The organism is Telmatobacter sp. DSM 110680, assembly GCF_039994875.1.
Lineage (GTDB): Bacteria > Acidobacteriota > Terriglobia > Terriglobales > Acidobacteriaceae > Telmatobacter.
Window position 1 is genome coordinate 4,691,100 of record NZ_CP121196.1, and the last position, 24,299, is coordinate 4,715,398.

Annotated in this window: 20 protein-coding genes; 6 read left to right on the top strand and 14 right to left on the bottom strand. The window is 57.8% G+C overall.

All coding sequences use genetic code 11. The features are described from left to right. Positions 1–14: 14 nt before the first annotated feature. From P8935_RS19355 to P8935_RS19380, 6 genes are all read right to left on the bottom strand, one after another. Positions 15–347, bottom strand: a complete 333-nt coding sequence (locus tag P8935_RS19355; RefSeq protein ID WP_348261949.1) for a hypothetical protein — start codon at positions 345–347, stop codon at positions 15–17. 79 nt (positions 348–426) lie between these two features. Beyond that, positions 427–3,093 (bottom strand): protein kinase, encoded by a 2,667-nt coding sequence (locus P8935_RS19360; protein ID WP_348261950.1) that lies wholly within the window; start codon positions 3,091–3,093, stop codon positions 427–429. Positions 3,094–3,239: 146 nt separating this feature from the next. After that, positions 3,240–4,853 carry an RNA polymerase sigma-54 factor gene (locus tag P8935_RS19365; RefSeq protein WP_348261951.1) on the bottom strand — a complete coding sequence of 538 codons (1,614 nt, stop codon included), beginning with the start codon at positions 4,851–4,853 and terminating at the stop codon, positions 3,240–3,242. Between the two features lie 138 nt (positions 4,854–4,991). Continuing rightward, positions 4,992–5,720 carry an LPS export ABC transporter ATP-binding protein gene (lptB, locus tag P8935_RS19370; RefSeq protein WP_348261952.1) on the bottom strand — a complete coding sequence of 243 codons (729 nt, stop codon included), beginning with the start codon at positions 5,718–5,720 and terminating at the stop codon, positions 4,992–4,994. A 31-nt stretch (positions 5,721–5,751) separates the two neighbouring features. Beyond that, positions 5,752–8,211, bottom strand: coding sequence for an LptA/OstA family protein (locus P8935_RS19375; protein ID WP_348261953.1), 2,460 nt, complete (start codon positions 8,209–8,211; stop codon positions 5,752–5,754). 1 nt (position 8,212) lies between these two features. After that, positions 8,213–8,827, bottom strand: a complete 615-nt coding sequence (locus P8935_RS19380) for a hypothetical protein (RefSeq protein ID WP_348261954.1) — start codon at positions 8,825–8,827, stop codon at positions 8,213–8,215. Positions 8,828–8,947: 120 nt separating this feature from the next. On the opposite strand from P8935_RS19380, the gene P8935_RS19385 reads away from it, so the two are divergent. From P8935_RS19385 to P8935_RS19395, 3 genes are all read left to right on the top strand, one after another. Continuing rightward, a complete protein-coding gene (locus tag P8935_RS19385) occupies positions 8,948–9,826 on the top strand; it encodes an aldo/keto reductase (protein WP_348261955.1) in 879 nt (292 codons plus the stop codon). A gap of 197 nt (positions 9,827–10,023) precedes the next feature. Next, the gene (locus P8935_RS19390) at positions 10,024–10,701 is read left to right on the top strand and encodes a ribonuclease T (RefSeq protein WP_348261956.1); all 678 of its coding nucleotides are present in this window, start codon (positions 10,024–10,026) and stop codon (positions 10,699–10,701) included. Between the two features lie 33 nt (positions 10,702–10,734). Next, positions 10,735–10,956 carry a DUF3185 domain-containing protein gene (locus P8935_RS19395; RefSeq protein WP_348261957.1) on the top strand — a complete coding sequence of 74 codons (222 nt, stop codon included), beginning with the start codon at positions 10,735–10,737 and terminating at the stop codon, positions 10,954–10,956. Between the two features lie 171 nt (positions 10,957–11,127). Here P8935_RS19395 and glyS read toward each other — a convergent pair whose 3' ends face one another. Both glyS and P8935_RS19405 read right to left on the bottom strand, forming a co-directional pair. Next, entirely contained in the window at positions 11,128–13,212 is a 2,085-nt protein-coding gene (glyS, locus tag P8935_RS19400) for a glycine--tRNA ligase subunit beta (RefSeq protein ID WP_348261958.1), read from the bottom strand. A 27-nt stretch (positions 13,213–13,239) separates the two neighbouring features. Then, complete coding sequence (locus P8935_RS19405; protein ID WP_348261959.1) at positions 13,240–14,199, bottom strand: glycine--tRNA ligase subunit alpha; 960 nt, start codon at positions 14,197–14,199, stop codon at positions 13,240–13,242. Between the two features lie 310 nt (positions 14,200–14,509). Here P8935_RS19405 and P8935_RS19410 point away from each other — a divergent pair, with 310 nt between their 5' ends. From P8935_RS19410 to P8935_RS19420, 3 genes are all read left to right on the top strand, one after another. Beyond that, positions 14,510–16,159 (top strand): GGDEF domain-containing protein, encoded by a 1,650-nt coding sequence (locus tag P8935_RS19410; RefSeq protein WP_348261960.1) that lies wholly within the window; start codon positions 14,510–14,512, stop codon positions 16,157–16,159. Between the two features lie 98 nt (positions 16,160–16,257). After that, entirely contained in the window at positions 16,258–17,133 is an 876-nt protein-coding gene (locus tag P8935_RS19415; RefSeq protein ID WP_348261961.1) for a GNAT family N-acetyltransferase, read from the top strand. A 57-nt stretch (positions 17,134–17,190) separates the two neighbouring features. After that, complete coding sequence (locus P8935_RS19420; RefSeq protein WP_348261962.1) at positions 17,191–18,852, top strand: long-chain fatty acid--CoA ligase; 1,662 nt, start codon at positions 17,191–17,193, stop codon at positions 18,850–18,852. 349 nt (positions 18,853–19,201) lie between these two features. On the opposite strand, the gene recO is transcribed toward P8935_RS19420, so the two are convergent. The 6 genes from recO to P8935_RS19450 all read right to left on the bottom strand — a co-directional run bounded on the left by recO (position 19,202) and on the right by P8935_RS19450 (position 24,263). Continuing rightward, the gene (recO, locus tag P8935_RS19425; protein ID WP_348261963.1) at positions 19,202–19,945 is read right to left on the bottom strand and encodes a DNA repair protein RecO; all 744 of its coding nucleotides are present in this window, start codon (positions 19,943–19,945) and stop codon (positions 19,202–19,204) included. A gap of 90 nt (positions 19,946–20,035) precedes the next feature. After that, on the bottom strand, positions 20,036–20,296 hold the full coding sequence (locus tag P8935_RS19430; RefSeq protein ID WP_109484430.1) for a ferredoxin family protein: 261 nt from the start codon (positions 20,294–20,296) through the stop codon (positions 20,036–20,038). Positions 20,297–20,516: 220 nt separating this feature from the next. Continuing rightward, positions 20,517–21,392 carry an inositol monophosphatase family protein gene (locus P8935_RS19435; protein WP_348265356.1) on the bottom strand — a complete coding sequence of 292 codons (876 nt, stop codon included), beginning with the start codon at positions 21,390–21,392 and terminating at the stop codon, positions 20,517–20,519. A gap of 32 nt (positions 21,393–21,424) precedes the next feature. Next, a complete protein-coding gene (locus tag P8935_RS19440) occupies positions 21,425–21,736 on the bottom strand; it encodes an RNA chaperone Hfq (protein WP_348261964.1) in 312 nt (103 codons plus the stop codon). A 167-nt stretch (positions 21,737–21,903) separates the two neighbouring features. Then, on the bottom strand, positions 21,904–22,500 hold the full coding sequence (locus P8935_RS19445; RefSeq protein ID WP_348261965.1) for a PilZ domain-containing protein: 597 nt from the start codon (positions 22,498–22,500) through the stop codon (positions 21,904–21,906). A gap of 440 nt (positions 22,501–22,940) precedes the next feature. Continuing rightward, on the bottom strand, positions 22,941–24,263 hold the full coding sequence (locus P8935_RS19450) for an SMP-30/gluconolactonase/LRE family protein (RefSeq protein WP_348261966.1): 1,323 nt from the start codon (positions 24,261–24,263) through the stop codon (positions 22,941–22,943). Between the last annotated feature and the right edge of the window lie 36 nt (positions 24,264–24,299).

The window sequence follows — 24,299 nt, forward strand, 5'->3', positions numbered from 1 at the left end:
TTCAACTTCCCTTTTTACTTCTTGGAATGCGGCATGTTTCCACCAGTGACGGTGATGGTGTGTCCGGTTGCGGTGATTCCCGTGGTACTGCATGGGACGGGTGGAATGGAGACACCGAATTCGACTACGCCATCGTTCTGCGGCGTATAGGGGCCGTACGTAGTATGCGGAGTCGTCACATTGTAGGTACCTGCTGCCAGAAATCCCGGCGGAGGTGGAAATACGCCATTGGGATCGCTGTAACACCAGGTGCAGGTTGCCGTTACCGTAATTTCAAGGGTATCCGTACCCTTGGTCATGTTGACGCTGCTCAGATCGTTGGGAATGTTCAGGTGTTTTGCAGGCATGTTCAGTTATTGTCCTTTTCAAGTTGTTACGCTGCGTAATCCTGCCCCCACAGATTGCAGGCCTGGGCTCTGGTCTCAGCTATTTGCCTGCAGGTTTGAATCGCGGATCGGCGACCAGACTCTGCAAGCCCGGTGTGTTGCGAATATCTTCGAGCGCATAACCTTTCGCAAGTGATTTCTCAATAAATTGCAGGGCCTGCGTTCGGTCCCCCAGAAATTCGTACGCCTCGCCAACGTTTGAAAGCACATTCGGATCATCAGGGGCAAGCGCCAGCGAGGTCCTGATACGCGCCATCGCTTTGTCATTCATCTTGTCTGCGGCGTACAGACTCGCCAGCGTCGATTGTGCCAACGCATCCCGCGGTTTTAGTTGCACAACCTTCTCCGCCAACTCTTCGGCCTTGTGGCGCACAGCGGCAGCCTTCTCTGGCTGCTTTGCGCCATCATAGGCAATCATGAGGTTGTTCCACACCATGTAGTCATTGCCGTTGATCTTGAGCGCATGTTCCGTCGCTGTCGCCGCTTCGTCATAGCGCTTTTCCTGCATGTAAAGCATTCCGAGGTTTGCATATGCCGGATAACCAGGGCTGAGAGCGATTGATTTTTTCAACGCGTCTTCGGCAAGCGGCATATTCTTTTCCCCACCCTGATCGACGTATGCCGAACCGAGATTGGAGTAGACTTCCGCATTGTCTGGAGTGATTTGCAGGGCATGCTGATAAGCCTCGATAGCCTGCGGGTATTTCCCCTGGCGATCGTAGAAAGCTCCGAGTGTGTTGTAGCCGTTCCAATCATCGGGCCGCAGTGCAAGAGACTCCTGCCAGGTCTTCTCAGCATCTGCTGTACGACCCGATTGCTCGTACGATCTTGCCAGCCCACCCATCGCTTCGGCGTCCTTCGGATCAAGTTTTAGAGCATGCTGAAATTCTTGCAGTGCCAGGTCGTGCTTGCCGAGTGCGTCGTGGATTTGGGCCAGGGTGACGTATACCGCCGGGACGCGATTGTCCAGTTCAGTTGCTTTCTGGCAATACGCCTGTGCCTCGTCGAGCCAGTGGGTATTCTGCTCCACGATGTATTTCAGCCGGTAGGCTTCTGCCATCTGCGCGAAACCAAGAGCAAACGCGGGATCCGTCTGAATGGCCTTCTGCAACGATGCAATCGCCAGATCAAGATTGCCAGGTTTGTCATATCTCTGCGTATACCCAAGAGCCGTGAGATAGTCTTCGTAGGCTGCTGGATTCAACGATCCGCCGGTATTGCGCAGCATGTCGGCGGTCACCGAAATGTTCATCAGCTTGGCAAGTCGCGAAACCGCTTCGTCTTCCAGAGACGACAGATCTCCGGTTGGATCCTCAACCATCGCGGACCCAACCTGCCGCAGATTCTTAGTGTCGATCAGATTTACCGTCAGCCGAATATCGCTGCCATCGCGCTGGACCGATCCCTTGATCACCAGGTTGGCGCCCAACTGCTTCAACGCATCGCCGGGATCGTTGATATTGCGCCGCCGCACCTCGCTGTTCGGCACCACCCAAAGCGACTGATTGCCCACGTCGAGATTCGAAAGACGACCCGCCAGCGAATCCATCAAGCCATCCGTCAACGCGGCATTCTCAGGATTGCTGCCGATATTGTCGAAGGGCAAAACGGCAACATGCTTTTCCGTATGCGCTCCGGTCACCAGCGCGACGATCTTCTCGCGCAGCGGCGTGATAAAGCCCAGCGATAGCCCAACTGCCAGCAGCACCACCAGTGCCGCCAGCAGCCAGTTGGTCACCGGGGAACTCGCCGTCGCGGCCGGACCCCACGCCCCTCGCGAAGCCTCCGCAATCAGCCTCTTGGTGTGAGCGTTGGTTCGGTTTCCTCGCCCGGTCGACGGCAGCTTCTTCGTAAGATCTGCATCGGCCTCGGCAGCCGGAATCTGTTTCTCCGCCGCTGTCAGATCAGCAAGGAACTCCGCGCACGAACCATACCGCCGTTCCGGATCCTTCGCCAGCGCGTGGTACAGAACCGGCTGCAACGCCGGATGAACGGAGTCAAGATTCTTGGGAGGATCATTCAGAATCGAGAACAGCATCGACGTGATGCTCTCGGCATGGAACGGCGAGCTACCCGTGAGCATCTCCGCGAACACCACGCCTAGCGCCCAGATGTCGCAACGCTGATCGACGGGCCGGTCCATGGCCTGTTCGGGAGACATGTAGCGAACCGTTCCCGTTACGCCGGTCTGCGATGCCGTCTGCTCCGTCATGGCGCGCGCCAGCCCGAAGTCCACAATCTTCGCCAGTCCCGAAGACGTCAGCATCACGTTCGAAGGCTTCACGTCGCGATGCACAATACCATGACGATGGGCTTCGCCGAGCCCCTGCGCCATCTGCCGCGCGATCGCGATGGCTTCGTACAGCTTCATCGAACCTTTTTGAATGCGCTGCGCCAGCGACGATCCCTCGTAGTACGCCATCACGATGAACGTGAGGCCGTCCGCAGTTTCTTCTATTCCGTGGATGACACCGATGTTGGGATGGTCGAGCGACGATGCAGTGCGCGCCTCGCGCAGGAATCTCTCTTTCTCGCGCTGGCTGGCGTTGAGTTCCGCGGGAAGAAACTTCAGCGCAACCGTACGGTCAAGGCGCTGATCGCGGGCGCGATACACCACGCCCATGCCGCCCGATCCCGCAATCGAAAGCACCCGGTAGTTGCCGGCTATCAACTCGCCTTCAGAGAAGCTTGTCTTCAACACGGGCACATGCCGACCTCAACACGCTTTGAGTGCTCTTGCACAAATGCAATCCAAAGACGAAACAGGGAAGCTAGCTGGGAGCGCAACTTACGTCGTGTTCTAGAGAATACGGCGCGAGGGAAGGCTCTTGCAACAGCAACTTATATTTAGGCTTAAGCGTCGCGCTGTCGGCGCTGGTGCGTGGAAGGGATATTCAGATCTTCGCGGTATTTTGCCACCGTGCGCCGGGTTAACTGGATGCCTTGGGCCTGTAATTGGGCGGCAAGCTGATCGTCGGTGAGGGGATGGCGGGGGTTTTCCTCGTCGATCAGCTTGCGAACCTTGCGCTTGAGTAGTAGCAGAGGAGTGTCGGCGCCCTCCGGCCCGTTCGATCCCTCGGAGAAAAAGAATCGCAGTTCGATCACGCCTTGAGGAGTGTGTGCATACTTGTTGGCCACAGCCCTGCTCACTGTAGATGGGTGAACGCCGATCTCCTCGGCCACTTCCTTGATCATCATCGGGCGCAGGGCTTCAATTCCCTGGTCAAGAAAATCCTGCTGCCGCCGCACAATCACTTCGCAGGTGCGCAGAATGGTGCTCTTACGCTGGGCAATGTTGCGCATCAACTGCATAGCCGAGCGGAAGCGCTCTTTCACGTATTCCTTGACTTCTTTTTCGGTGCCCTCGGCTACCAGCATGCGGCGGTAGCGCGCACTCAAGCGGAGGCTGGGCAGATCTTCCTCGTTCATCGAGACCACCCACTCCGCGCCGCGTTTGATGAAAACAACATCGGGCTCGATGAGTCGCGTCTGTTCGCGGTTGTAAAGCCTGCCCGGGCGCGGCTCCAGAGTGCGAATGAACTCCACGCCCGCGTGCGCTTCTTCCGGAGTCACATGCAGTGACTTGGCCAGATCTTTCACATCCCGTTTCTGCAGCAGTTGGAGATGGTCGCGGACTATCTGCGCAGCCACTTCCATCGAACGCCGGCGCTCTTCAAGTTTCGCATCAGCCTCCGCTTTCAGGGAGTGGTGATTATCCTCGAATCCGTCCGCCTCGTGGTGTACTTCCACGCTGTGCTGCGCATAAACTTTCTTCAGCTCTGCCTGTTGCGCCGCAATCTGAACCAGCAGGCACTCGCGCAGATCAGTTGCGGCAATACCGGCGGGATCAAGATGCTGCACCAGATCGATACCGCGCTTGATCTGATTGCTTAAAGCATCTTTGTCTTTGCCCTGATTCTCCTCGAAGTGTCCAAACGCTTCGATCAACTCGTCATGACTCGCCGCGAGGTAACCATCTTCATCCAGGTTGCCAATGATGAAATCGGCGGCGATGGCCAGTTCCGGCTCCAGCGTCAATGCTCCCAGCTGCCACGCCAGGTGATCGGATAAAGTCGTAGGCTGCGAAAGGAAGTTCTCGAACGAGGGCTTCTCGCTGTCTTCATACTCCGGCTGGGTGCGGTAGCCCGGATCAAGGTAGTCCTGAAAGTACGACCCAAAATCAATCTCGTTGAAAGGGTCTTTGGGTTCGGCCGCGGGCTCCGTCGTACCCACATCCAGCCGTTCCGGGGGCTGCAGGTCGTGCTCCTGGCGGCTCGCCACTTCGTCCAGCATGGGAACTGTTTCGTCAATCTCTTCCAGGACGGGGTTTTCCACCATCTCGGCATCGATCATCTCCTTCAGTTCGAGCTTGTTGAGCGCAAGAACGCTCACCATCTGCATCAGGCCCGGTGTGAGGACCTGGCGTTGCGACACCTTCAAATTCAACCTAGGTTGCAACAATGGCATACAAGGAACTCGATTCCCAATGAGACTCGCTATAAGTGTAATCGGGTAGCAGGCGGGATGCACGCTGCCTGCCTGACCCATCCGGCTAAATAGAGGCCTGCCGATCCCGAAGACGCTATAACTGCAGCGCCTTAACGGTCAATTCAGCGAGAATCCCTCTCCCAGGTAGATGCGCCGAACCTCTACATCGTTCCCTAGTTCATGAGGGGTGCCGGCACGAAATATCCGCCCCTCGGCAATGATATAGGCGCGGTCGGTTACGCTCAATGTTTCCCTCACGTTATGGTCGGTAATGAGGATCCCGATTCCGCTCGATTTGAGGTCGAAGATGATCTTCTGCAATTCCAGCACGGCGATGGGATCGATCCCGCTGAAGGGTTCATCCAGCAAGATGAAATTTGGTTGAATGCACAACGACCGGGCGATCTCAACGCGCCGGCGCTCGCCTCCAGAGAGGGCATAGCCGCGTGTGCCGCGAATGTGGCCCAGACTCAACTGCGCGATCAGACGCTCCGCTCGCGATTTCCGCTCCCGCGTATCCAGCGCCTGCGCCTCAAGCACCGCCATGATATTTTCTTCCACCGTCAATTTGCGGAAGACCGACGGCTCCTGCGGCAGGTAGCTGATGCCGTAGTTCCGCGCTCGGAGGTACATCGGCAGCCGGGTAATGTCGTTGTCGTCCACCATGATGCGTCCTGTCTCGGGCGCCACCAGGCCTACGATCATGTAAAAGCTCGTTGTCTTGCCGGCACCATTCGGCCCCAGCAGCCCGACCACCTCGCCCCGCGAGATATTCAGGTTTACTCCCCGGACTACCTGGCGGCCCTTGTAGGACTTGCCGATTCCTTCAGCGATCAGTGTTTCCATCTAGCTCTCGGGTTGTTCTAAAAACACCCAACTACTTTGGCGCCGTGGTTACGGTCGTCGTTTTGCGTCCGTCGCCTTCGATACTGACGCTATCATCGCGACTATTGAAAATCAAAGCTTGCCCCGTTACTGTTCTGCGCGTTGCGTCGGTCAAACGCGGCGGCGCAGCGGCTGTACCTGTAAGCACATAGTTGCCAGTATCACTTGTATAGACGAGTTGTTCGCCGACCCCGCGACGCCCCTCTGAAGAAATCTGCACGTGTCCGGTCGAGGTCATCCGATCCACCTGCCCGGGAGCGCCGTCTTTGCCAGCGTGATTTCCTGGCGCCAGCAGAATGAGCTCGAGTTCATTTGAAGTTGTCGTTGCGTCGGCGGTACTGGATACTACGCTTCCCACGGCACCTGCACGCATCACTGCTTTGCGTTCTGCGCTCGAATACTTCAAGTCGCCCCCACGCACGCTGATTACGGAAGGCTCGTTCCTCTTTTGCGCACTCTGCTTGCCTGGAATGGCTGCGGTCGCACTGACAAGAGTCACCTGCACCGGATTTTTGCTGTCTTTGCTCTGCGCGGTAAGCGTCTGCCTGGTCCGATCGAGCACGATTACCGGGGCAAGCACAGAGTTTCCCTGCTGCCACAGCCGCGCACCGCCCTTGAATGTTGCTGCACCGGTCGATCTCTGCAACTCTGCTTGCTGCGCGACAACATGCGCCGGACCCTGCACGCCAAAGTTTCCGGTCATGCCGCTTTTGCCTGGGCTCGTTCCACTTCCAGAGCCAGATGCATCGCCCGTCCAGGTTGCCTTTACGTTGCCCAGCGCGAAAGCGTCGCCCGATTCCTGAGAGACGTTCAGTTTGTCTGCGGTCAATTGAAGCCCGCCATCCGTCACCCGCGGATTCCCGGTCAGGTGCAATTGACCGGCATTGTCGTAGTCCGCATGGTTTGCAGTTGCGCGCAATTCAGATTGCGCAACACCAGCTTTCGCGGGAGGCTGCTGCGTCAGAATCACGTTGCCGTCGACGGTTGCCGATTCGATTTGCGTCTCGCCGCCAGTCCTACTTTGCTTTGCAGCCTCAGGCGCTTTTAGATGAGCCACCAGCACATCACCACTGGTCGTCTGCCGCGTTCCGGTCGGCGTAGTCTCGGTAATCGTGGTGTGGCCCTTGCCGGTGAGTGAGCTCAGCGAACCGTTTGGCCCGAAGACTCCCATCACATCGTCGGCCGACATCTTCTCAGGAGCGGCGGGTGCGTTGCTGCGCTGGCTCACGGCTTCCACGGTCACACCGCCGGTGCCATGAATCGATACCAGTTCAACCTTGTTCTTGCCTGCGTTTCTGAAAGCCACATCCGCCACTGGAGAAATCCACGTCCGATGGGCGCGAACAGTTCCCTTCTCGGATCCGTTCTCTTCATCGCTCACAATCTGCACACCGCGCTCAAGATGCGCATTGCGCAGTTCTCCCTGTCTAGCGAACGCCAGTTCCATCGTCGGCGATGTTCCGTGAATATGGCGTCCGTTCTTCGCTGAATCGATCGTTACTCCGTCCTGCAAATGACCATGGGACGGCTGACTGTGTTCATCGAAATTCAGCGTTGCAGTTGGCGCAGATAGTCGTCCGCCGGCGGATGTCGTCAGCGAGAATCCTTTCGTCGCGTCCAGCCGATCCGCAGATCCATCATCCCTGAAGTAGACTTTGGCCTGCTGCGCATTGGATACATCCTCGCGATAGTGCACGGTCGCAACCTGCAATTCACATGTCTGATCGTCGCGCTGGAAAACCGCATGCTGCGCAGATAAGGCGACTGGATCCGATCCACGCTGCACATTCAACTGCACCGCATGATCCAGCGCCAGCAGGCCATCGTGTGCGTCATACTTTGCGCCGATTGCACTGCCACTGCCCTGCGCAAGATTGAATTCTACTTTCTCGTTCGTAGAGGCCTCACCGCTGTTGCGATCGAAGATCAGACCGCTGGTCTTTACGTGAATCTCCCCGCTGGCCGCTGTCTGCGCAGCCGACGCGAGCGAGCCGCTCTTATTGCTTATTGCCTGGCTGGCACTTGCTTTGGGCGCAATTGCCGGAGCTACTGTCGGCTTGGTCAACGTGATTTCGACAGGACCCACGGCCCTTGCCATACCCTTGTTGGGATCGTACTCAAACTCGTCGCCCGCAATCCGGTCAACCCGGCTTCCATCCGCGGCATAAAGCTCGATGTTCACGTCGTGCAGTTGTAGAAACACCTTGCCGTCGCGCTTCAACTGCACCTGCTTCGAAGCCCGGATCTTATAGAGCATGTGGCCCCGCACTTCGTGCGAATACACAAAGCCGTTGGCCTCTTCCTGAATATTGAGCCCCAGTTTGGAAGGAAGGTCTTTGCGGATGAATCTATTTTTGAATTTGGCGATGCCCAGGAACGCTCCCAGCGCGATCACCAGCAGCACTGCAGCCACCAGCACCAGCGTTCTCAAACGCTCGATCGTGAAGCGCATGTTAATTCGTCATGCCCAGGCGCGCAGCGAGCCTTTGCGCCAGGCTCTCGCCCAGTTCGCTCCACAGTAGCCGCGCCGTTGCGCCTGAGTCCTTCTCCACGGCAGTGGTTAGATCGATAAGCTGGCGGACATTCTCTTCAACATGCCGTGCCACAACAGAGTCCAGCTCAATTTCTTCATCGAGAAACGCGGCGTCGCTGCCAAAGTCAATGCGGATGTGACCGTCTTGTTCGTAAGCGCCATCATCAAACAGGGGCCCATACCCGGTCACGCGCACCATCCGCTGCTCCCGCGCCCAACGCGGCTCCGAAACAGCTGCGGATACTTCCGGCTCCCACAAACTCCAACCGATCTGAAATTCGTAGGCGTAGTCCTCATGCAACAGTTCAAGGGCGTCTTCTACCGCCAGGTTCGGTTCCAAACCCCGTTCTCCGCGTCCGTAAACTTTCTGGAAAATCGGGGATTCGCTCCACTTGACCGGCCAGACGGTTGCCGAATACACGCGCCCCTCGCCGCCGTGCTTCTCGAACGCTCCCAGCACCGCCGTCAGTTTCCCGGCCAACTCCGCGAGTCGCAGATTGGGGTACCACAAACTCAGATAAAGTGTGTCTGCCATTCCTATATAGATTGTAGACGCGTGCCGTCCCCCAACGATTCATCGCAGATCTGCCCTCACCCTGCGACCATTGAATGCGAAAAGCATCCTAAGATGGGATTGCAAAGGAGTTTTTATCCGATGACACAAACGCCAACCGCCGCCTCTGCCGCCGGAACCATTGTGCTTGGCGACCTTACTGTGAATCGGCTCGGCTACGGAGCCATGCGCATCACCGGCAAAGGTGTTTGGGGACCGCCCGCCGATCATGATGCTGCGATTGCCACCCTGCGGCGCGCCGTCGAACTTGGCGTCAACTTCATCGACACCGCCGATTCGTATGGTCCCTTTGTCTCGGAAGAACTGATTGCCGAAGCCCTCGCGCCCTATCCCGATGGCCTTGTCATCGCCACCAAGGGTGGTTGGCAACGTGTCGGTCCCGGCCAGTGGATTCACAATGCCAGCCCCAAGCATCTGGAAGAGGCCGTTGAAGGCAGCCTGAAGCGCCTGCGCCTCGACCGCATCGCGGTTTACCAGCTTCACATCCCCGATCCTGCCGTCTCGTTTGACGCGTCGATGGAAACCCTCGCCCGCCTGCGCGATGCCGGGAAGATTCAGCACGTCGCGCTTTCCAATGTGACGCTCGAACACCTCGAGAGAGCTCGCAGAATCGTCCCGATCGTTTCGGTCCAAAATCGCTACAGCTTTGCTGATCGCGAGTGGGATTATCTGCTCGACCACTGTGAGAATAACGGCATCGCCTTCATCCCCTGGGCGCCGCTCGGGCAGAACCGCCAGGCTCACGACGTTTTAGATCGTGTGGCAAAGGACCTCAATGCGAAGCCGCTGCAGGTAGCGCTGGCATGGCTCTTAAAGCGCTCCCGGGCGATCCTGCCAATTCCGGGAACGTCATCGGTGGAGCACGTGGAAGAAAACATCGCGGCTGCTGCGCTCAAACTGCCAGACGCGATTTTCAAAGAACTATCCGCCGTGCAAGCGCCCCACGCTGTTCTCCGCTGAGAAGCCGGGGATGCTTTGCGCACGACCAGCCTCAACTGAAAATCGAAATCAAAATATGAAGTGTCATCCTGAGCGGAGCAGCCTGGGGCCCCATAGACGACATAGTCGCCTGTGGGGTAAGCAGAGCGAAGGACCTGCTTTGGCATGCCGTTCAATCGATATGACCGCCTTCAACGCTACCTGCTATCCTGCGCAGCATGAAGTATGCGATTATCCCCGGCGCGTTTGCTCTTCTGCTGACCCTCAGCGCCTGCAAGGCCACACCTAACCCCGACTCCACGTCTCCCAGTCCCTCGGCCGCTTCTGAACGCGCGCGTCCGCATGTTGCTACCGGTTCCGGCTTCGACTACTACCTGCTGAATCTATCGTGGTCGCCGGAGTTCTGCTACTCGCATCCCAACGCCGTCGAGTGCGGTTCGCACTCAACATTTGTATTGCACGGACTGTGGCCGCAGAACACCAGCGGCAGCTATCCGGAGAATTGTTCGAACGCGCCGGGACCTGCCGATCCGGCATCCTTCAGCGACATCTATCCCGACCAGGGCTTGCTCGAACATGAGTGGAAAACGCACGGTACATGCTCGGGACTCGGAGCGAACGACTTCTTCACTACTGCGCGCACAGCCTACAAATCCGTAGTAATTCCGCCGGCGCTCAGCAGTCTTTCGTCGCAGACATCGATGCCGCCCAGCGAAATCATCTCGCTTTTCACCAGCGCCAACCCCGGGCTCTCGCCAGACAGCATGGCGGTGAGTTGCGGAAACAATTTCCTGACCGCCGTCGAGGTATGCCTCGACAAATCGCTGCATCCCATCGCCTGCGGGCCTATTCGCTCCTGCCGCGCCAACACGGTACGCATTCCGCCGCCGCGCTAGATACACGAGGCAGTCAAATTCAATGGAGGAGTCATGAAAGCTGCCACTGTTGTTGGCATTGTGTTGATCGTCGTCGGAATTGTGGGCTTCGCTCTTGGCGGTTTCAGCTTCACCCACGAAAAGAAGGATATTGACCTGGGGCCTGTTCAGGTCTCGCACAAGGAAACCAAGACTCTACCGATTTCCCCAATTCTCAGCACTCTCTCCCTGGTCGCAGGCGTAGGCCTGGTCGTGGTAGGCGCACGGAAGAGCTAGTGATGCTTATCTTCGAGATGTGAATCCCCATAATCGCCTGCCCTGAGCGAAGTCAAAGGGTCTGCTATTTGCACTGCATCAATCCACATGATCGAGGGTTGCCCCATCCATGACGCAGCTCCACCGCGGCATGGGTGGAAAAGCAAGAATTTGTTAGCTGGCGTCTGAAAGCTACCCCGTCACGATCTCCGAGAAATCCGCAATCCCAGAGAACCCGCGCAGCACGCCGTCAATCAATCCGAGGTGGGCACCGCGTACGGCGGCATCGGGATCGAGCACCATCACCTTGTCGAAGAATGCGTCAACGACCGGCCGCAACGTGGCGATCTTCCCCAGCGCCTCGCCGTACGCGCGCTGGTGTCGCAGCTTAGCCACTTCGGGAGCAAGCGCCGTCGCAGCGTCGTGCAACTTCGCAGCTTCAGGCGAAAGGGTGACCGCACCGGGTGAACCAACGGCAAATCCCTTTTCAGCCGCCTGCCGCAGAATGTTGTTGATCCGCTTGAACGCCGCAGACACTGCTTCGAAGTCCGCCGAGGCCCGCGCCGCAGTCAACGCCTCAGCGCGTGCTATTGCGTCCCGCACATCATCGGCATCAGCAGCAAGCGTGGCATTCACCACATCATAGGCAAAACCGCGCACATCTTTTAAGTAGAAGTGTAGGCGCTCCCGCAGGAACGCCAGCACCGCGCGCTCGTTCTCGTCATCCGCCATAGCGGAATGCGCCACCTCGCTCAGCGTGAGCGGCAAGGACGACTCGGCGAGAATCTTCACAATCGCATTTGCCGCCCGCCGCAACGCAAACGGATCCTTCGAACCCGTCGGCTGCAAGCCAATGCCGAACATCGCCGCGATGGTCTGAATGCGATCGGTCAATCCAAGCAGTTGCCCCTCGACGGAAACAGGAATATTGTCTTCGGTCGAAGCCGGGGTGTACTGCTCGTAGATCGCCAGAGCCACGTGCTCGCCCAGTCCCTGAGCCCGCGCATACAGTCCGCCGATGATCCCTTGAAGCTCGGTAAACTCCTTCACCAGTTCGGTCGTCAGATCGGTCTTCGACAGCTTCACAGCAGTAAGGAGTGCCTTGTTGTCGCAAACCAATCCGGCATTATAAGCGTATTTTGCCAACGCATTCGCGGTATCCAGATTCTCTTCCGTCTTCCAGTGATAAGAACCAAGTTCCTTCTGGAAGGTCACGTTCTTCAGGCTCTCCACGCGCTCGGCGAGCGGAATCTTCTGATCGAAATCCCAGAAGAAGCGCGCATCCTTGAATCGTGCGCGCAACACGCGCGCATTGCCGTGACGGATGATTGCCTGTCCCTCGTCGTCAGCGGTGGTGTTCAGCACGGCGAGAAAATGCGGAGCCAGCTTGCCCTGCGCATCTTCAACGGCGAAATATTTCTGGTGATCGCGCATCACCGTCACTAGTACTTCCTCGGGCAGGGCCAGGTACTCCGGCTCAAAGTCTCCGAGAATAACGGACGGCCACTCCGTCAGGTGGGTTACGGTTTCGACCAGGCCCTCATCTTCGCGCCAACGCGCGCCCGCCACTGACCGAGTCACTTTGTCCAGCGCCTTGCGAATCACCTGCCGCCGCTCGGCGACATCCACTAGCACCGAAGCACCCCGCAGAGTCTCGGCATATTCGCGCGCCGATCCAATCACCACCGGCGCATCTCCATGCAGGATCCGATGCCCCCGGCTAGCATTCACAGCCTTAATGCCTGCGATTTCGAGAGGCACTACGGCTGCATCCATCATTGCAACTATCCAGCGCACTGGCCGCACAAACCGCTCCGGCTTGTTGGCGCGCCAGTACATATTCTTTGCCCAGTAGAGAGCGAGGACTTCTTTCGACAAATCCGCTGTCAGGATTTCTCCAGCAGTTTTGCCTGCACGCTTCACCGTCGCTCCGACGTATTCGCCTTTGGGCGTCGTCACCTTCTCCAGCGCATCAACTGCGACTCCAGCCTTTTTTGCAAAAGCTTCAGCGGCAGGCGTCGGGGTGTCATCTTTGAACGCCACCTTCCAAGATGGCCCGGTAACCTTCTCTTCCACATCCGCCTGAGCTGCACGCACGCCTTCGACAAGAACGGCAAGACGCCGCGGGGTCGAATAGGTCTTCACGTTGGCGCCTTCGTCGAGCAGGCGCTCGCGCGTAAGTAGATCGTGTACGCGCCGTCCAAGCTCCGCCTCGGCAGTTGCAATCATCCGGGCCGGAACTTCCTCCAGCCCAATTTCGAGTAAAAAGTCAGACATAATCAATCTTTCTTTTGAACTTTAGCTTTAGCTGGCAGCTTGTTGCAGCGCATAGGCTTTCGCCACACCTACTGCCAGTGCGCGAATCCGGCCGATGACGCCCACACGCTCCGTCACGCTGATGGCGCCACGCGCATCCAGAATGTTGAAAAGGTTCGAGCACTTCAGCGCCAGCTCATAGGTCGCCAGTAGCGGAAACCGCTTCTTCTCCGTCGCGCTCGCGGTCTCACTGGCCATCAACTCATTGGCGCGCTTCAGCAGGTCATGCGCTTCCGCTTCATACAATCTGAAGTGCTCCCACAGCTTCGGCACCTCGGCTTCTTCAAAGTTGTAAACCGAAAACTGAAGCTCTTCGGCCAGTCGCACTTCGCCGTAAGTCACTACCGCGCCCGTCTCCGGATCGCGCGCCCAGACGATGTCGTAGATCGAATCCGCATCCTGCAGAAACTGCGTGATGCGCTCGAGACCGTACGTCAGCTCCGCGCAGATCGGGTCGAGATCCATCCCGCCACACTGCTGAAAATAGGTGAACTGGGTGATCTCCAATCCATCCAGCATCACCTGCCAACCCACGCCCCAGGCGCCACCCGCAGGCCACTCCCAGTTGTCTTCTTCGAACTTAATGTCATGCTTGGAGAGATTGATTCCAATCGCTTCAAGGGATTGAAGATATAACTCCTGCACATTCACCGGCGGCGGCTTCAGAATGAGCTGAAACTGTGTGTGTTTGAATAGCCGATTCGGATTCTCGCCGTAGCGCCCGTCCGCCGGCCGACGCGAAGGCTGGGCGTATCCAACGCGGTAGGGCTTTGGCCCGAGCACCCGCAAAAATGTTTCCGGAGCCATCGTACCTGCGCCCACTTCCACGTCGTACGGCTGCTGCAGAACGCAGCCGCGCTCCGCCCAGAATCCCTGCAGGCGAAACAACAATTCCTGGAACGTCAGCGCTGGTTTTGATTGAGAAGATACTACCGATGTCGAAGCCACAATATCTTGATCTCTTTCGCTGGAACTGAAGCCAGTTTACCAGTCAGCGCGGCAACTCTGGCGTTCATCGCAGCGGCTCTTGGGACCTTCCCGAGAAACGATTGAGCACCCGCCAACACTATCTAGACGATTCCATGCTGGGGCCAAGTCAGGTGCAACCGGGTTCGCTCAGAACAAGATGTGTCAAAACCGGGCATCGCAGGCCACAAGGCAGGCCAGAGTGACCCTAAAGTCGCATGCCTATCCCCGTATTGCGTCTACTTCTGGCCGAACAACCTTCCTAAACTAGAAGTAATAAGGGGAACACCGCTTGCGCAGCAGCACGAAAGTCTGGATCGGCATCGCGGTCGCCCTGACCTTGACGCAGGCGCTGGCCTCCGCAATGCTTCAACGCGGGCTGCTACTCACCGCCATCAGCGACTTTGCACTGGCACTGATCTTGCTTGCCCTGGTCGTGACTTTCGCGCTGAATGCGATACCGGCCCGCGGGCGGCTGCGGGTTTTCTGGATCATGCAGGCAGTGGGCTGGTTCACGCTGCTGATCGACCAGTTTTGGTGGATGCTGTACGACCTTGTCTGGCAAAAACCGCTTCCCACAATCTTTGCCGGCGATGCGCTCCTGTTTACGCCGGGAGTGATGATGCTCGCGGGCTTCCTTCTGAAACCTCATTTGGAGCAGTCAAAGCGGCGCGCACGCCTCGGCACACTGGATTTTCTCCTGCTCATGGTGTGGTGGGTATTCTTTTACGTCTACCTGGTCACATGCTGGCAGTACGTCTCGCGCAACGAAGCCCTCTACAACGCGAACTATGACCACCTGTACATGGTCGAGATTCTGGTGGTGGTGGTCGTGCTCTGCGTCCTGCTGAAGCGAAGCAATGATGCCTGGAGACGCTTCTATGCGCTTTATCTCGGGGCGGTACTATTCAGCTATTTCAGTTTCAGCATGGAGAACCGCGCCATTGAGTTGAATACTTACTTCAACGGAAGCTGGTACGACACTCCCTATCTTGCAGCTTTTGCAATCTACATAATTGTCGCCTTGAGAGGCCGGAGCCTGGAGCTTTGCCGCGACAAGAGCGAGCACGAGAAATATGGATCGTGGCTGGAAGGCCTTACGATTCTCGCCGTCCTGTCATTGCCGGTCATCGTGGTAGCGGCTGTACTGGAAGGCGGCATGCCCCTGGAGATCATGCACTTCAGAGTGCTGGTGACCGCCGTAGCGATGTTCGCCATGGCTGCACTGGTATTTATGAAGCAGAAGCTGCTGCATATCGAATTGAAGCATGCCAATGAAGTGCTCGAAGAGTCTTCCACCACTGACCCGCTCACAGGAATTCGCAATCGGCGATTTTTCTCCGCGACCATTCAACGCGATGTTGCGCAATCCATTCGCGCCTATGCGGAAGGAAATGACCTCTCCGAGCGGGATCTGGTTTTCTACCTGATTGATCTGGACAACTTTAAAAGGGTTAACGACCGCCATGGTCACGACGCCGGCGATCGCGTCCTGATCGAAGCCGCGCGGCGCATCAGTTCAGCGATCCGCAATTGCGACCTGCTGGTGCGCTGGGGCGGCGAAGAGTTTCTAGTCGTCTCTCGCAGCGCTGACCGCCGCCAGGCAGCAATCCTGGCGGAGCGGGTGCTGGACGCATTCCGAGCCAAGCCATTCGCCGTTGGCACCGGGGATCAGGTGCAACAAACATGTTCCATCGGCTGGGCGGCATTTCCCTGGATCGAAGAGGATGCCGAAGCTATGGGAGCCGAGGGCGTGCTCAAATATGCCGATCGAGGCCTCTATCGCGCCAAGAAAGCCGGCAAGAACCAGGCTGTCGGTATGATTCCGTCGCGCGACGGCGCAAAGTCTGTGGCGAGTTCCGAAGCCCTGGCTGATGCGCTGGAGTTTTCCGGGCAGGAAGGCAGCAGCACGGCCGGTCGCGTGGTTGAAGTCCTGAAATGATTTCACACATTCTGATCAACTGAAACTCCACCCGCATCTTCCCGTCCCCGGTCGGCATTTTCCTTTGCTATACTCCTCCCACTCAAGCGAGGCCTCAAATGCCAGCGCATCCGCAGTCTGAAGTGGTCATTCGCCCTGCTACTCCGCAAGACGCTGCAGTCTGCGGCGACATTTGCTATCGAGCCTTCGCTGCCATCAACGCGGCCCATAACTTTCCCTGCGATTTTCCCCATACCGAGGCCGCCGCTGGTGTCATTACAGGAATGTTTTCGGCGCCCGGCATGTACTGTGTGGTTGCCGAAAGCAATGGCCGCATTCTGGGCAGCAACTGCCTCGATGAGCGCTCCATCATTCACGGTATCGGCCCCATCACGGTAGATCCCGACACGCAGAACCATGGCGTCGGCCGCAAGCTGATGGAAGCCGTCATCGAACGCTCTCATAAGCGCGGCGCTGCGGGAATCCGCCTCGTGCAGGCTGCCTTCCACAATCGTTCGCTCTCTCTGTACGCTTCGCTCGGGTTCGACGTTCGGGAGCCTCTTTCCGTCATGCAGGGTCGTACGCGCGATCGTAGCGTCCCTGGTTGCACCGTCCGCCCGGCAACACCCGCCGACCTGCAGGCCTGCAACGCGCTCTCGCACCGCGTCCACGGATTCGATCGCGGAACCGACCTCGCACAGGCTATCCAGCAGGGCACCGCCCTGGTTACCGAACGCGGCGGTTGCATCACTGCCTATTCATCGCATCTTGCCTTTTTCGGTCACACCACCGCCGAATCGAATATGGATCTGCAAGCTTTGATCGCGTCAGTGGATTCGTTCGCCGGATCCGGCATTCTTGTCCCATCGCGCAACGCGAAGCTCTTTCGCTGGTGTCTCGGTAATGGCCTTCGCGTGGTCGCACCTATGACGCTAATGTCCACTGGGCTATACAACGAACCGGCCGGCGCTTTCCTTCCTTCCGTTTTGTTTTGAGATTGCTGCAATTGATTCGATAGAATGGCCGGGCCCGTTCCTCGGAGGTCCTCTCGCATGCTTCCCATGCAATCCACGATGTCTGACTACCAACTCACCATTGGCTCGATCTTCGAGCATGGCGTAAAAGTTCACAGCGAGAGCGAAGTTGTTACCTGGATGGGCGACCGCGCGCGCCGTTCAACCTTCCGCGAAGTTGGCGACCGCGTCAGGCGCCTTGCAAATGCGCTCCAGCGACTCGGCGTCAACCCCGGCGATCGCGTCGGCACATTCTGCTGGAATACACAGGAACATCTCGAGGCGTATTACGCTATCTCGTCGATGGGCGCCGTAGTTCACACGCTGAACATCCGCCTCTTTCCTGAGCAGCTCACGTTCGTCATCAACCACGGCGCAGACCGCATCATTCTCGTCGATGCATCGCTATATCCGGTGCTCGCCCGCGTTTTGAAAGATCTGCGCAGCGTGGAACACATCATCGTAGTTGGCGACGCATCCGGCCTTCCTGAAAAACTTCTTCGCTACGAAGATTTGCTTGTCGCCGAAAAGCCAGACTTCTCATGGCCCGATCTCGATGAGCGCTCCGCGGCAGCCATGTGCCACACCACTGGCACCACCGGCGATCCCAAAGGCGTTGTGTATAGCCATCGCTCCATCTATCTGCACGCTTTAGGAATCTGCGCACCGTGGTGCCTCGGCCTCAGCATCAACGACCGCGTGCTTTCTATCGTTCCCATGTTTCACGCCAATGCATGGGGCATACCCTACGCAGGCTGGCTCGCCGGCAGCGACTTCCTCATGCCCGGACCGTTCCTGCAACCGGAACCGCTCTGCCGCTTCATCCGCGAATGCCGTCCAACGATTTCCGCGGCAATCCCTACCATCCTCAGCGGAATGCTGCACTACGCTCTCGCGCATTCGGTCGACTTGTCTCTTTTCCGGATTCTGTTTAACGGCGGAGCTGCCATGCCGCGAAGCCTCGCCCAGGGATTCAAGGATCATTTCAATGTCAAGGTTGTGCAAGGCTGGGGACTCACCGAGACCAGTCCTGTGGCTGCGTCTGCACAACCGCCGCGTCATTGTGCACCAGAGGACGAGATCAACTGGACGACAAAAACCGGCCGCATCATTCCCGGAGTTGAATTGCGCGTATGTGAAGGCGATACCGTGCTTCCCTGGGACGGCGAGTCTGTCGGCGAATTTGAAGTGCGCGGCCCATGGATCACTTCGTCCTATTACGGCAATCCTGCCCCCGAGCGCTTTCACGACGGCTGGCTCCGGACCGGAGACGTTGGCCACATCGACCCACGCGGCTACATGCGTATCACCGATCGCTCCAAGGACGTGATCAAATCCGGCGGCGAATGGGTATCCTCAGTCGAACTTGAGAATGCGCTCATCGACCATCCCGATGTTCTTGAAGCCTGTGTCATTGGCGTTCCCGATGAGCGCTGGGATGAGCGACCGCTAGCCTGCGTGGTTTCGCAAAGCGGCAAGGCCATCGACATCGCCGTTCTTCGCGCCCATCTCGCATCGCGTGTAGCCAAGTGGTGGATCCCCGAGCGCTGGGCATTCATTTCTGAGGTTCCCAAAACCAGCGTAGGCAAATACGACAAGAAGAATCTCCGCGCCCAATACGCTGCAGGTCAGATCAAGGAAATCATTGACCAGGGCGAGCGGGCTAAGAAGGAGACTCTCTCCGCAGACTTGGTCGGCTGAATTTCTCCTGACTTTTTGTGCTTTGTCATCCTGAGCGACCAACCCCTCTGAGACTTGGGGAAAATGCTGTACCGGCACGAAAATGGGTGCCCCATCCATCACGCGCACTTTGCGGCATGGGTGGGATAGCACGATCCTCAACAGTCCCATCCGAAAAGAATGCGTCACCCCAACATCCTCCCCGGCCGGTTGCCCCAGAGCCTGCCCTTAGCGAAATCCAAGGTTCTCGCCTCTCAGACCTGGGGAAAATGCTGTACCTGCACGAAAGTGGGTGCCCCATCCATGACGCGCACCTTGCGGCATGGGTGGGATAGCACGATCCTCAACAGTCGCATCCGAAAAGAACTCATCATCCCAACATCCTCCCCAGCATCTCCCCTGACTTGAGCTTCCGTTCCATATGCCGCTCCAACGACTGCGTTGCAAACCGCCTAAGATCCTGCCCGCGCCTTCGCGGCCACGCCTCACCGGCGAATGCACTCACCGGCGCCCGCAACATCTTGATCGCCGTCTGCCACGACTCCGCTGATAACTCATTCGCATTGCCGGCACGATGCACATGACAAAACAATCCATCGGCATAGGCATTGAAGGTGGTCTCGCCCGGTACAAGGGCTTCGCCACACGCAGTGCAGTGCAGGATATCCGGCAGCAGTCCCATCAGGCGCGTCATCCACAGGGAGAAGTAGGTTAGCGGCATCCAGGGCTGTTCCACCGTCGTCTGCTCCAGCACCGAAACAATCAGACGAAACACCGTCTCCTGCGGATCGTGCTCCGGCAGAATCTCTTCCAATACTTCGGCAAAGAAGCTCAGCACCGTCAACCTGGCCTGGTCCACCGGCGCGGACAGCGGCGAACGAATGATCTCCAGTTGATCCAGTCGCACCAGTTCTTGCTTCGGCCGCTCCACAAACCAGGCCCGCGCTACCGTCATTGGCTCCAGCGCACCGCCAAACCGCCGCCGCGATTTCAGCGCTGACTTGGCGACGCCCGTCATCTTTCCATAGTCGCGCGTAAAGATGCTGACCAGCAGGTCCGCCTCCCGCACCGGCCACGTGCGCAACACTACGGCTTCTGACGTCAGTACGGCCACGCGTGATTCCTCATCTTCCAGCAAACGCACAAACGCGCCCGCCGCGGCGGACGCGTTTTGAAACTGCGCAATCTCTGCGCTTGAACCGGGCTAGCGGCCGAAGTGCTCGGCGTTCTTCTGCGTGAAGTGTGCCCACTTCTCCGGCACATCGTCTTGCGCGAAGATGGCGGATACGGGGCAGGCCGGAACGCATGCGCCGCAGTCGATGCACTCGACTGGATCGATAAACAGCTGATCGGCTGTGCCGTGATCGGCTTCGTCCTTCTTGGGGTGGATGCAATCGACTGGACAAGCGTCCACACAGGCGGTGTCCTTAGTGCCGATACAGGGTTCTGCGATTACATAGGCCATTTTCTTGATTTCTCCGACAGAGTGAAGTCTCGACGCTGATAGTAGCACACGCCCCCAGGGCCTGACTGCGTCCCAGCGACCCTCCGTTTTGCCATGCGGGAACCGGCTTCGTCACGAACCGGCAGCATCCCTCCCTGGCAAAATTGGGTGCTCCATCCATGACGCAGTATCATCGCGTCATGCGCGGGAAGGCGCGAACGTTAATCCATCCAACAGCGGGTTACTCCAGCCCCTTGGCCCGCAATTCCCGCATGGCCGCAAACTCCTGCGCCGACGGAATCGGGGCCAGTTCGCGCCCCGCAAACAGATTCTGAAACAACGCCACCATCTCGTCGTGAATCAGACCGTTGGTCGCCAGTACCTCGCGGCTTTCCAACTGGAATTCCCCACCCGCAAAGTCAGATACCCGTCCCCCCGCCTCGGTCACCAGCAGAACGCCTGCCGCAGTGTCCCAGGGATTCAGGTTGAATTCCCAGAACGCTTCGAGCCGCCCTGCCGCCACGTATGCCAAATCCAGCGCAGCCGAACCAGCCCGCCGTACTCCATGTGAACGCAGCGTGAACTCATGGTAGAAGTGGATGTTGGGGCTCTGGTGGCGTTTCCGGCTCGGGAAACCCGTCGCCACCAGCGACTCCGCCAGCGTCGCAGTTGTCGATGCATGCAGCTGGTTGCCGTTCAGCGTTGCTCCGCGTCCCCGCTCCGCCGTGTACAGTTCATCCCGCATGGGGTCGTAGATCACGGCCGCCACGATCGTTCCATCTTCTTCCGGTTTCAGTGCGGCCCCACGTTGCTCAAGCCCCATCGACACGCAAAACTGCGGAAATCCGTGCGCAAAATTCGTGGTTCCGTCCAGTGGGTCTACATACCAGCGAAACTCCTGGTCCATGCGCTCGCGGGTACCCTCTTCGCCGTAGATGCCATGCTGCGGGAAGACTTCGCCGAGGCGCGTTCGGATCAGCTTTTCCACGGTGCGGTCGGCCACCGTCACCAGGTCCACATCGCCTTTGTACTCGGTAGCAACACCCTCGGCGAAAAACTCGCGCAGGCGCTCACCGGCCTCTCGGGCGATCTCCGAGGCCACCGGCGTCCAGATCATCTTTGTGTCTGTGCTTTCACTCGCAGTCTTACTCACTCGCCTGCCCTTATAGAAGATTTCCCCTCGGTGCCATTGCCCTTGCGTGGCCCGCGGCGTTTGGCTGTCTCGGTAATCGTCTCGATCTGGTGTTTGTAGATAAAGAGGTTGGGTTTGCCTTCGCGCGTCAGCCGCAACATGCCGTCGTCGAAGTACTCTATCCATCCGCGCACCACCTCGCCGCCGCGAAGTTTGACTGCCACCGGAACCTGGCGCTCGCTCAGCGAACGCAGATAGAGAGCTTCTTGTCCTGTTTCGCCCGGCGGAGGTGCTTTCGCGTGCCGGCGCGTAGGGATTGCAGGAGTCATAGTGTCATTTTAGATGCAACCAACAATCGCATTGGTTGGGAAACGCGAAATCGTTCCAACCCAAAAGTTTCGTTTATAGAAAGATCGCTGGATCTGCGGCCATTGCAGCCGTGGTTATCACTGACTCCTGCAAAAGTCCGTGTATGCGCCCGGTCTCACGATTGGGATCAGCGGCCACCCTCGAAAGCAGCTTTGAGTCCTCCGTTTGACCGAGAGCCGGCAGCCGATTCCGTCAGGACGGGCTTTTCAATCTGAGTTGTCTGAGAACCTGGCTGCTCCGTGAGGCGCTTTAGATACTTCTCCATCTCTGCGCGGGTTACCCATTGCACATGCAGCGGATTTCCATAGGCCGACTGCGAATCTTCTTCGCTCAGCACAATCGAGAATCCGACGCCGCCATTGCCGCAGCGAACTACCGTGGCCTGCACTGTGAAGCTTTCACGTTCGTTCTCGGCTGGCAAATTCTTCGATTGCAGAGTGATTGGCATTTCGGTTCCGGGCATCCAGCGCTCACCGGTTAGCAAGCAAAAACCCGTCAGGCTGATGTCGCCAAGTTCAAACGGTCTGGAAGCACTTGCGGTCCCCAGATACGCCACCAGGGGAGGAGCCGGCAGGCGTTGCTGCTTGCGCTCATCGGGAAAAATGCGCCGCAGAATTCGCTTCAGCAGCGATTCCGAGAGATGGCACTCTACGCGACGCAGTTCAATCTTTTCGTTGTCCGCTGCAGCCATTACTCTTGCCGCGGCATTCGCATTTCCGCTCATTGACAATGTCTCCTGCGATTTCGAGCCCATTGGGTTCCTGCCTTTCGGAATACGCTGCTAACCATCTGTGAGCGACACAGGCTGAGGCCACCAGGTGAGGCGCACCCAGCCCGTATCGGCGGAACTCGGCTTCTGCGGACCGACCCCCGCAGAGACGAATGACCGCGAGGTCCTACGTCCCTGTCGAAAGACTATTGCTCTCAGACTCAATCGAAAATCCATCAGGAGTTGCAATGCCGTAGCCCGTTGGATTCGCTCGGAGAGGTTACTTCAGCTTTCGGTGGTTACACAGGTTGGGATCGAAACAGTTGGCCTGAAGCATTGAAAAACGGGCGCAACTTGTGACCAATGTGCGGAAAGAGCAGCAGGACAGGACACAAAAGTATCTTCCCGCAGCATTACTGGAGTCTGCGGGAAGACGAAGGGTCGACCAAACGAGATCAGAGTCCGGGAGCTTTCGTCGGAGCACTGCTGTTCTGGGGAGCACTCTCTGGAGCCTTTTGCGGTGCTGCTTCAGCTGGTTTCGCTTGCGCATCAGACTTTCGACGGTGTTCGGCGGCCTTCTCCAGCTCTTCCTGTTTTTTGGCTTTCTCGTCTGCCGCCTGGGCATCGGTAATGTAGCGGAAAATCTGCAAACGTCCCGGTTCCTGTTCGGTAGTGAATACACGGTTCTGCTTGTCGATTGCGACGCCCATCAGTGATTTGAACTGACCAGGCAGTTCGCCGTGACCGGTGCCGACATAGGTCAGCAACTGCCCTTCCCGATTGAACACCTGCAGGCGATCCTCCACCTGGTCTGCCACCCAGATGTGGCCATCGCTGTCGACGGCGATTCCCTTGGGACGAGCTAGATATCCCGGTCCGTCGCCATGTTTACCGAACTCGCTCACGAAGTTCCCGTCGGCGTCGAAGATTTCCACGCGATTGTTAAGGGTGTCGGTTACATACACGTTTCCGTCCGCGTCAACCGCCACTCCCTGGGGAGCCCCGAAGTCTCCGGGCGTTGTCAGAAAATGGTTTTTGCCTCCGGTCCCGATGCGCCTCAACAATTTCAGTGAGTCCGCGTCATAGACGATTACCTGGTCCTGCTGAGTGTCGACCACATAGAGAAAGCGGTTCGTCGTGTCGATCGCCAACCCCACAGGATCGACCAACCCTTCCGAAACCTGGTTTTCGACTTCGTGCCTGGTATTGAAAATCAGAACGCGGTGCATCTTGGCGTCGGAGACAAACAACCGGTCGTCATCGTCGATGGCCAACCCGTTGATCCATCCGAAGTGGGCTTCAATGCCGTTGCGGATCATCTGGCAGTCTCGAGTCTCGGTGTTGTAGATGAAGACTGCACCGACCCTCTGATCCGCCACATACACCATGCCCTTCGAATCGATAGCGATCCCGTAGGGCCCAATCATCTGATACGGAAAACTCTTTGGATTGACCTTTTCGGTCTCCGACTGCCCACCTGCGAGCCGATCCATCCAGCTTGCCTTCGGCTTGGAATTTGCCGCGGGGGTGTAGTCGATCCGTGCCCCGGCAAAATAGTCGACCCATCGGATGCGCGCAACGTTAGGCGGGCTTGGCCACGCCAACTTGGTTGGGTCGAAACCGAACTTTCGCGGCCCGACCTCCGGCGCTGGCGTAATGTCGGTCTTCTTTTTTTTGCCCGCGCCGGCTGCCGACGGAAACATCAGTGTCATTACCAACATGAGCATCACCACAAACCAATTGCGGTGGCGAATCGAATTGAAGAGGAAGCGATACATCTTTAATCTCCATTGCTAAATCGCGCTGGACTTGCC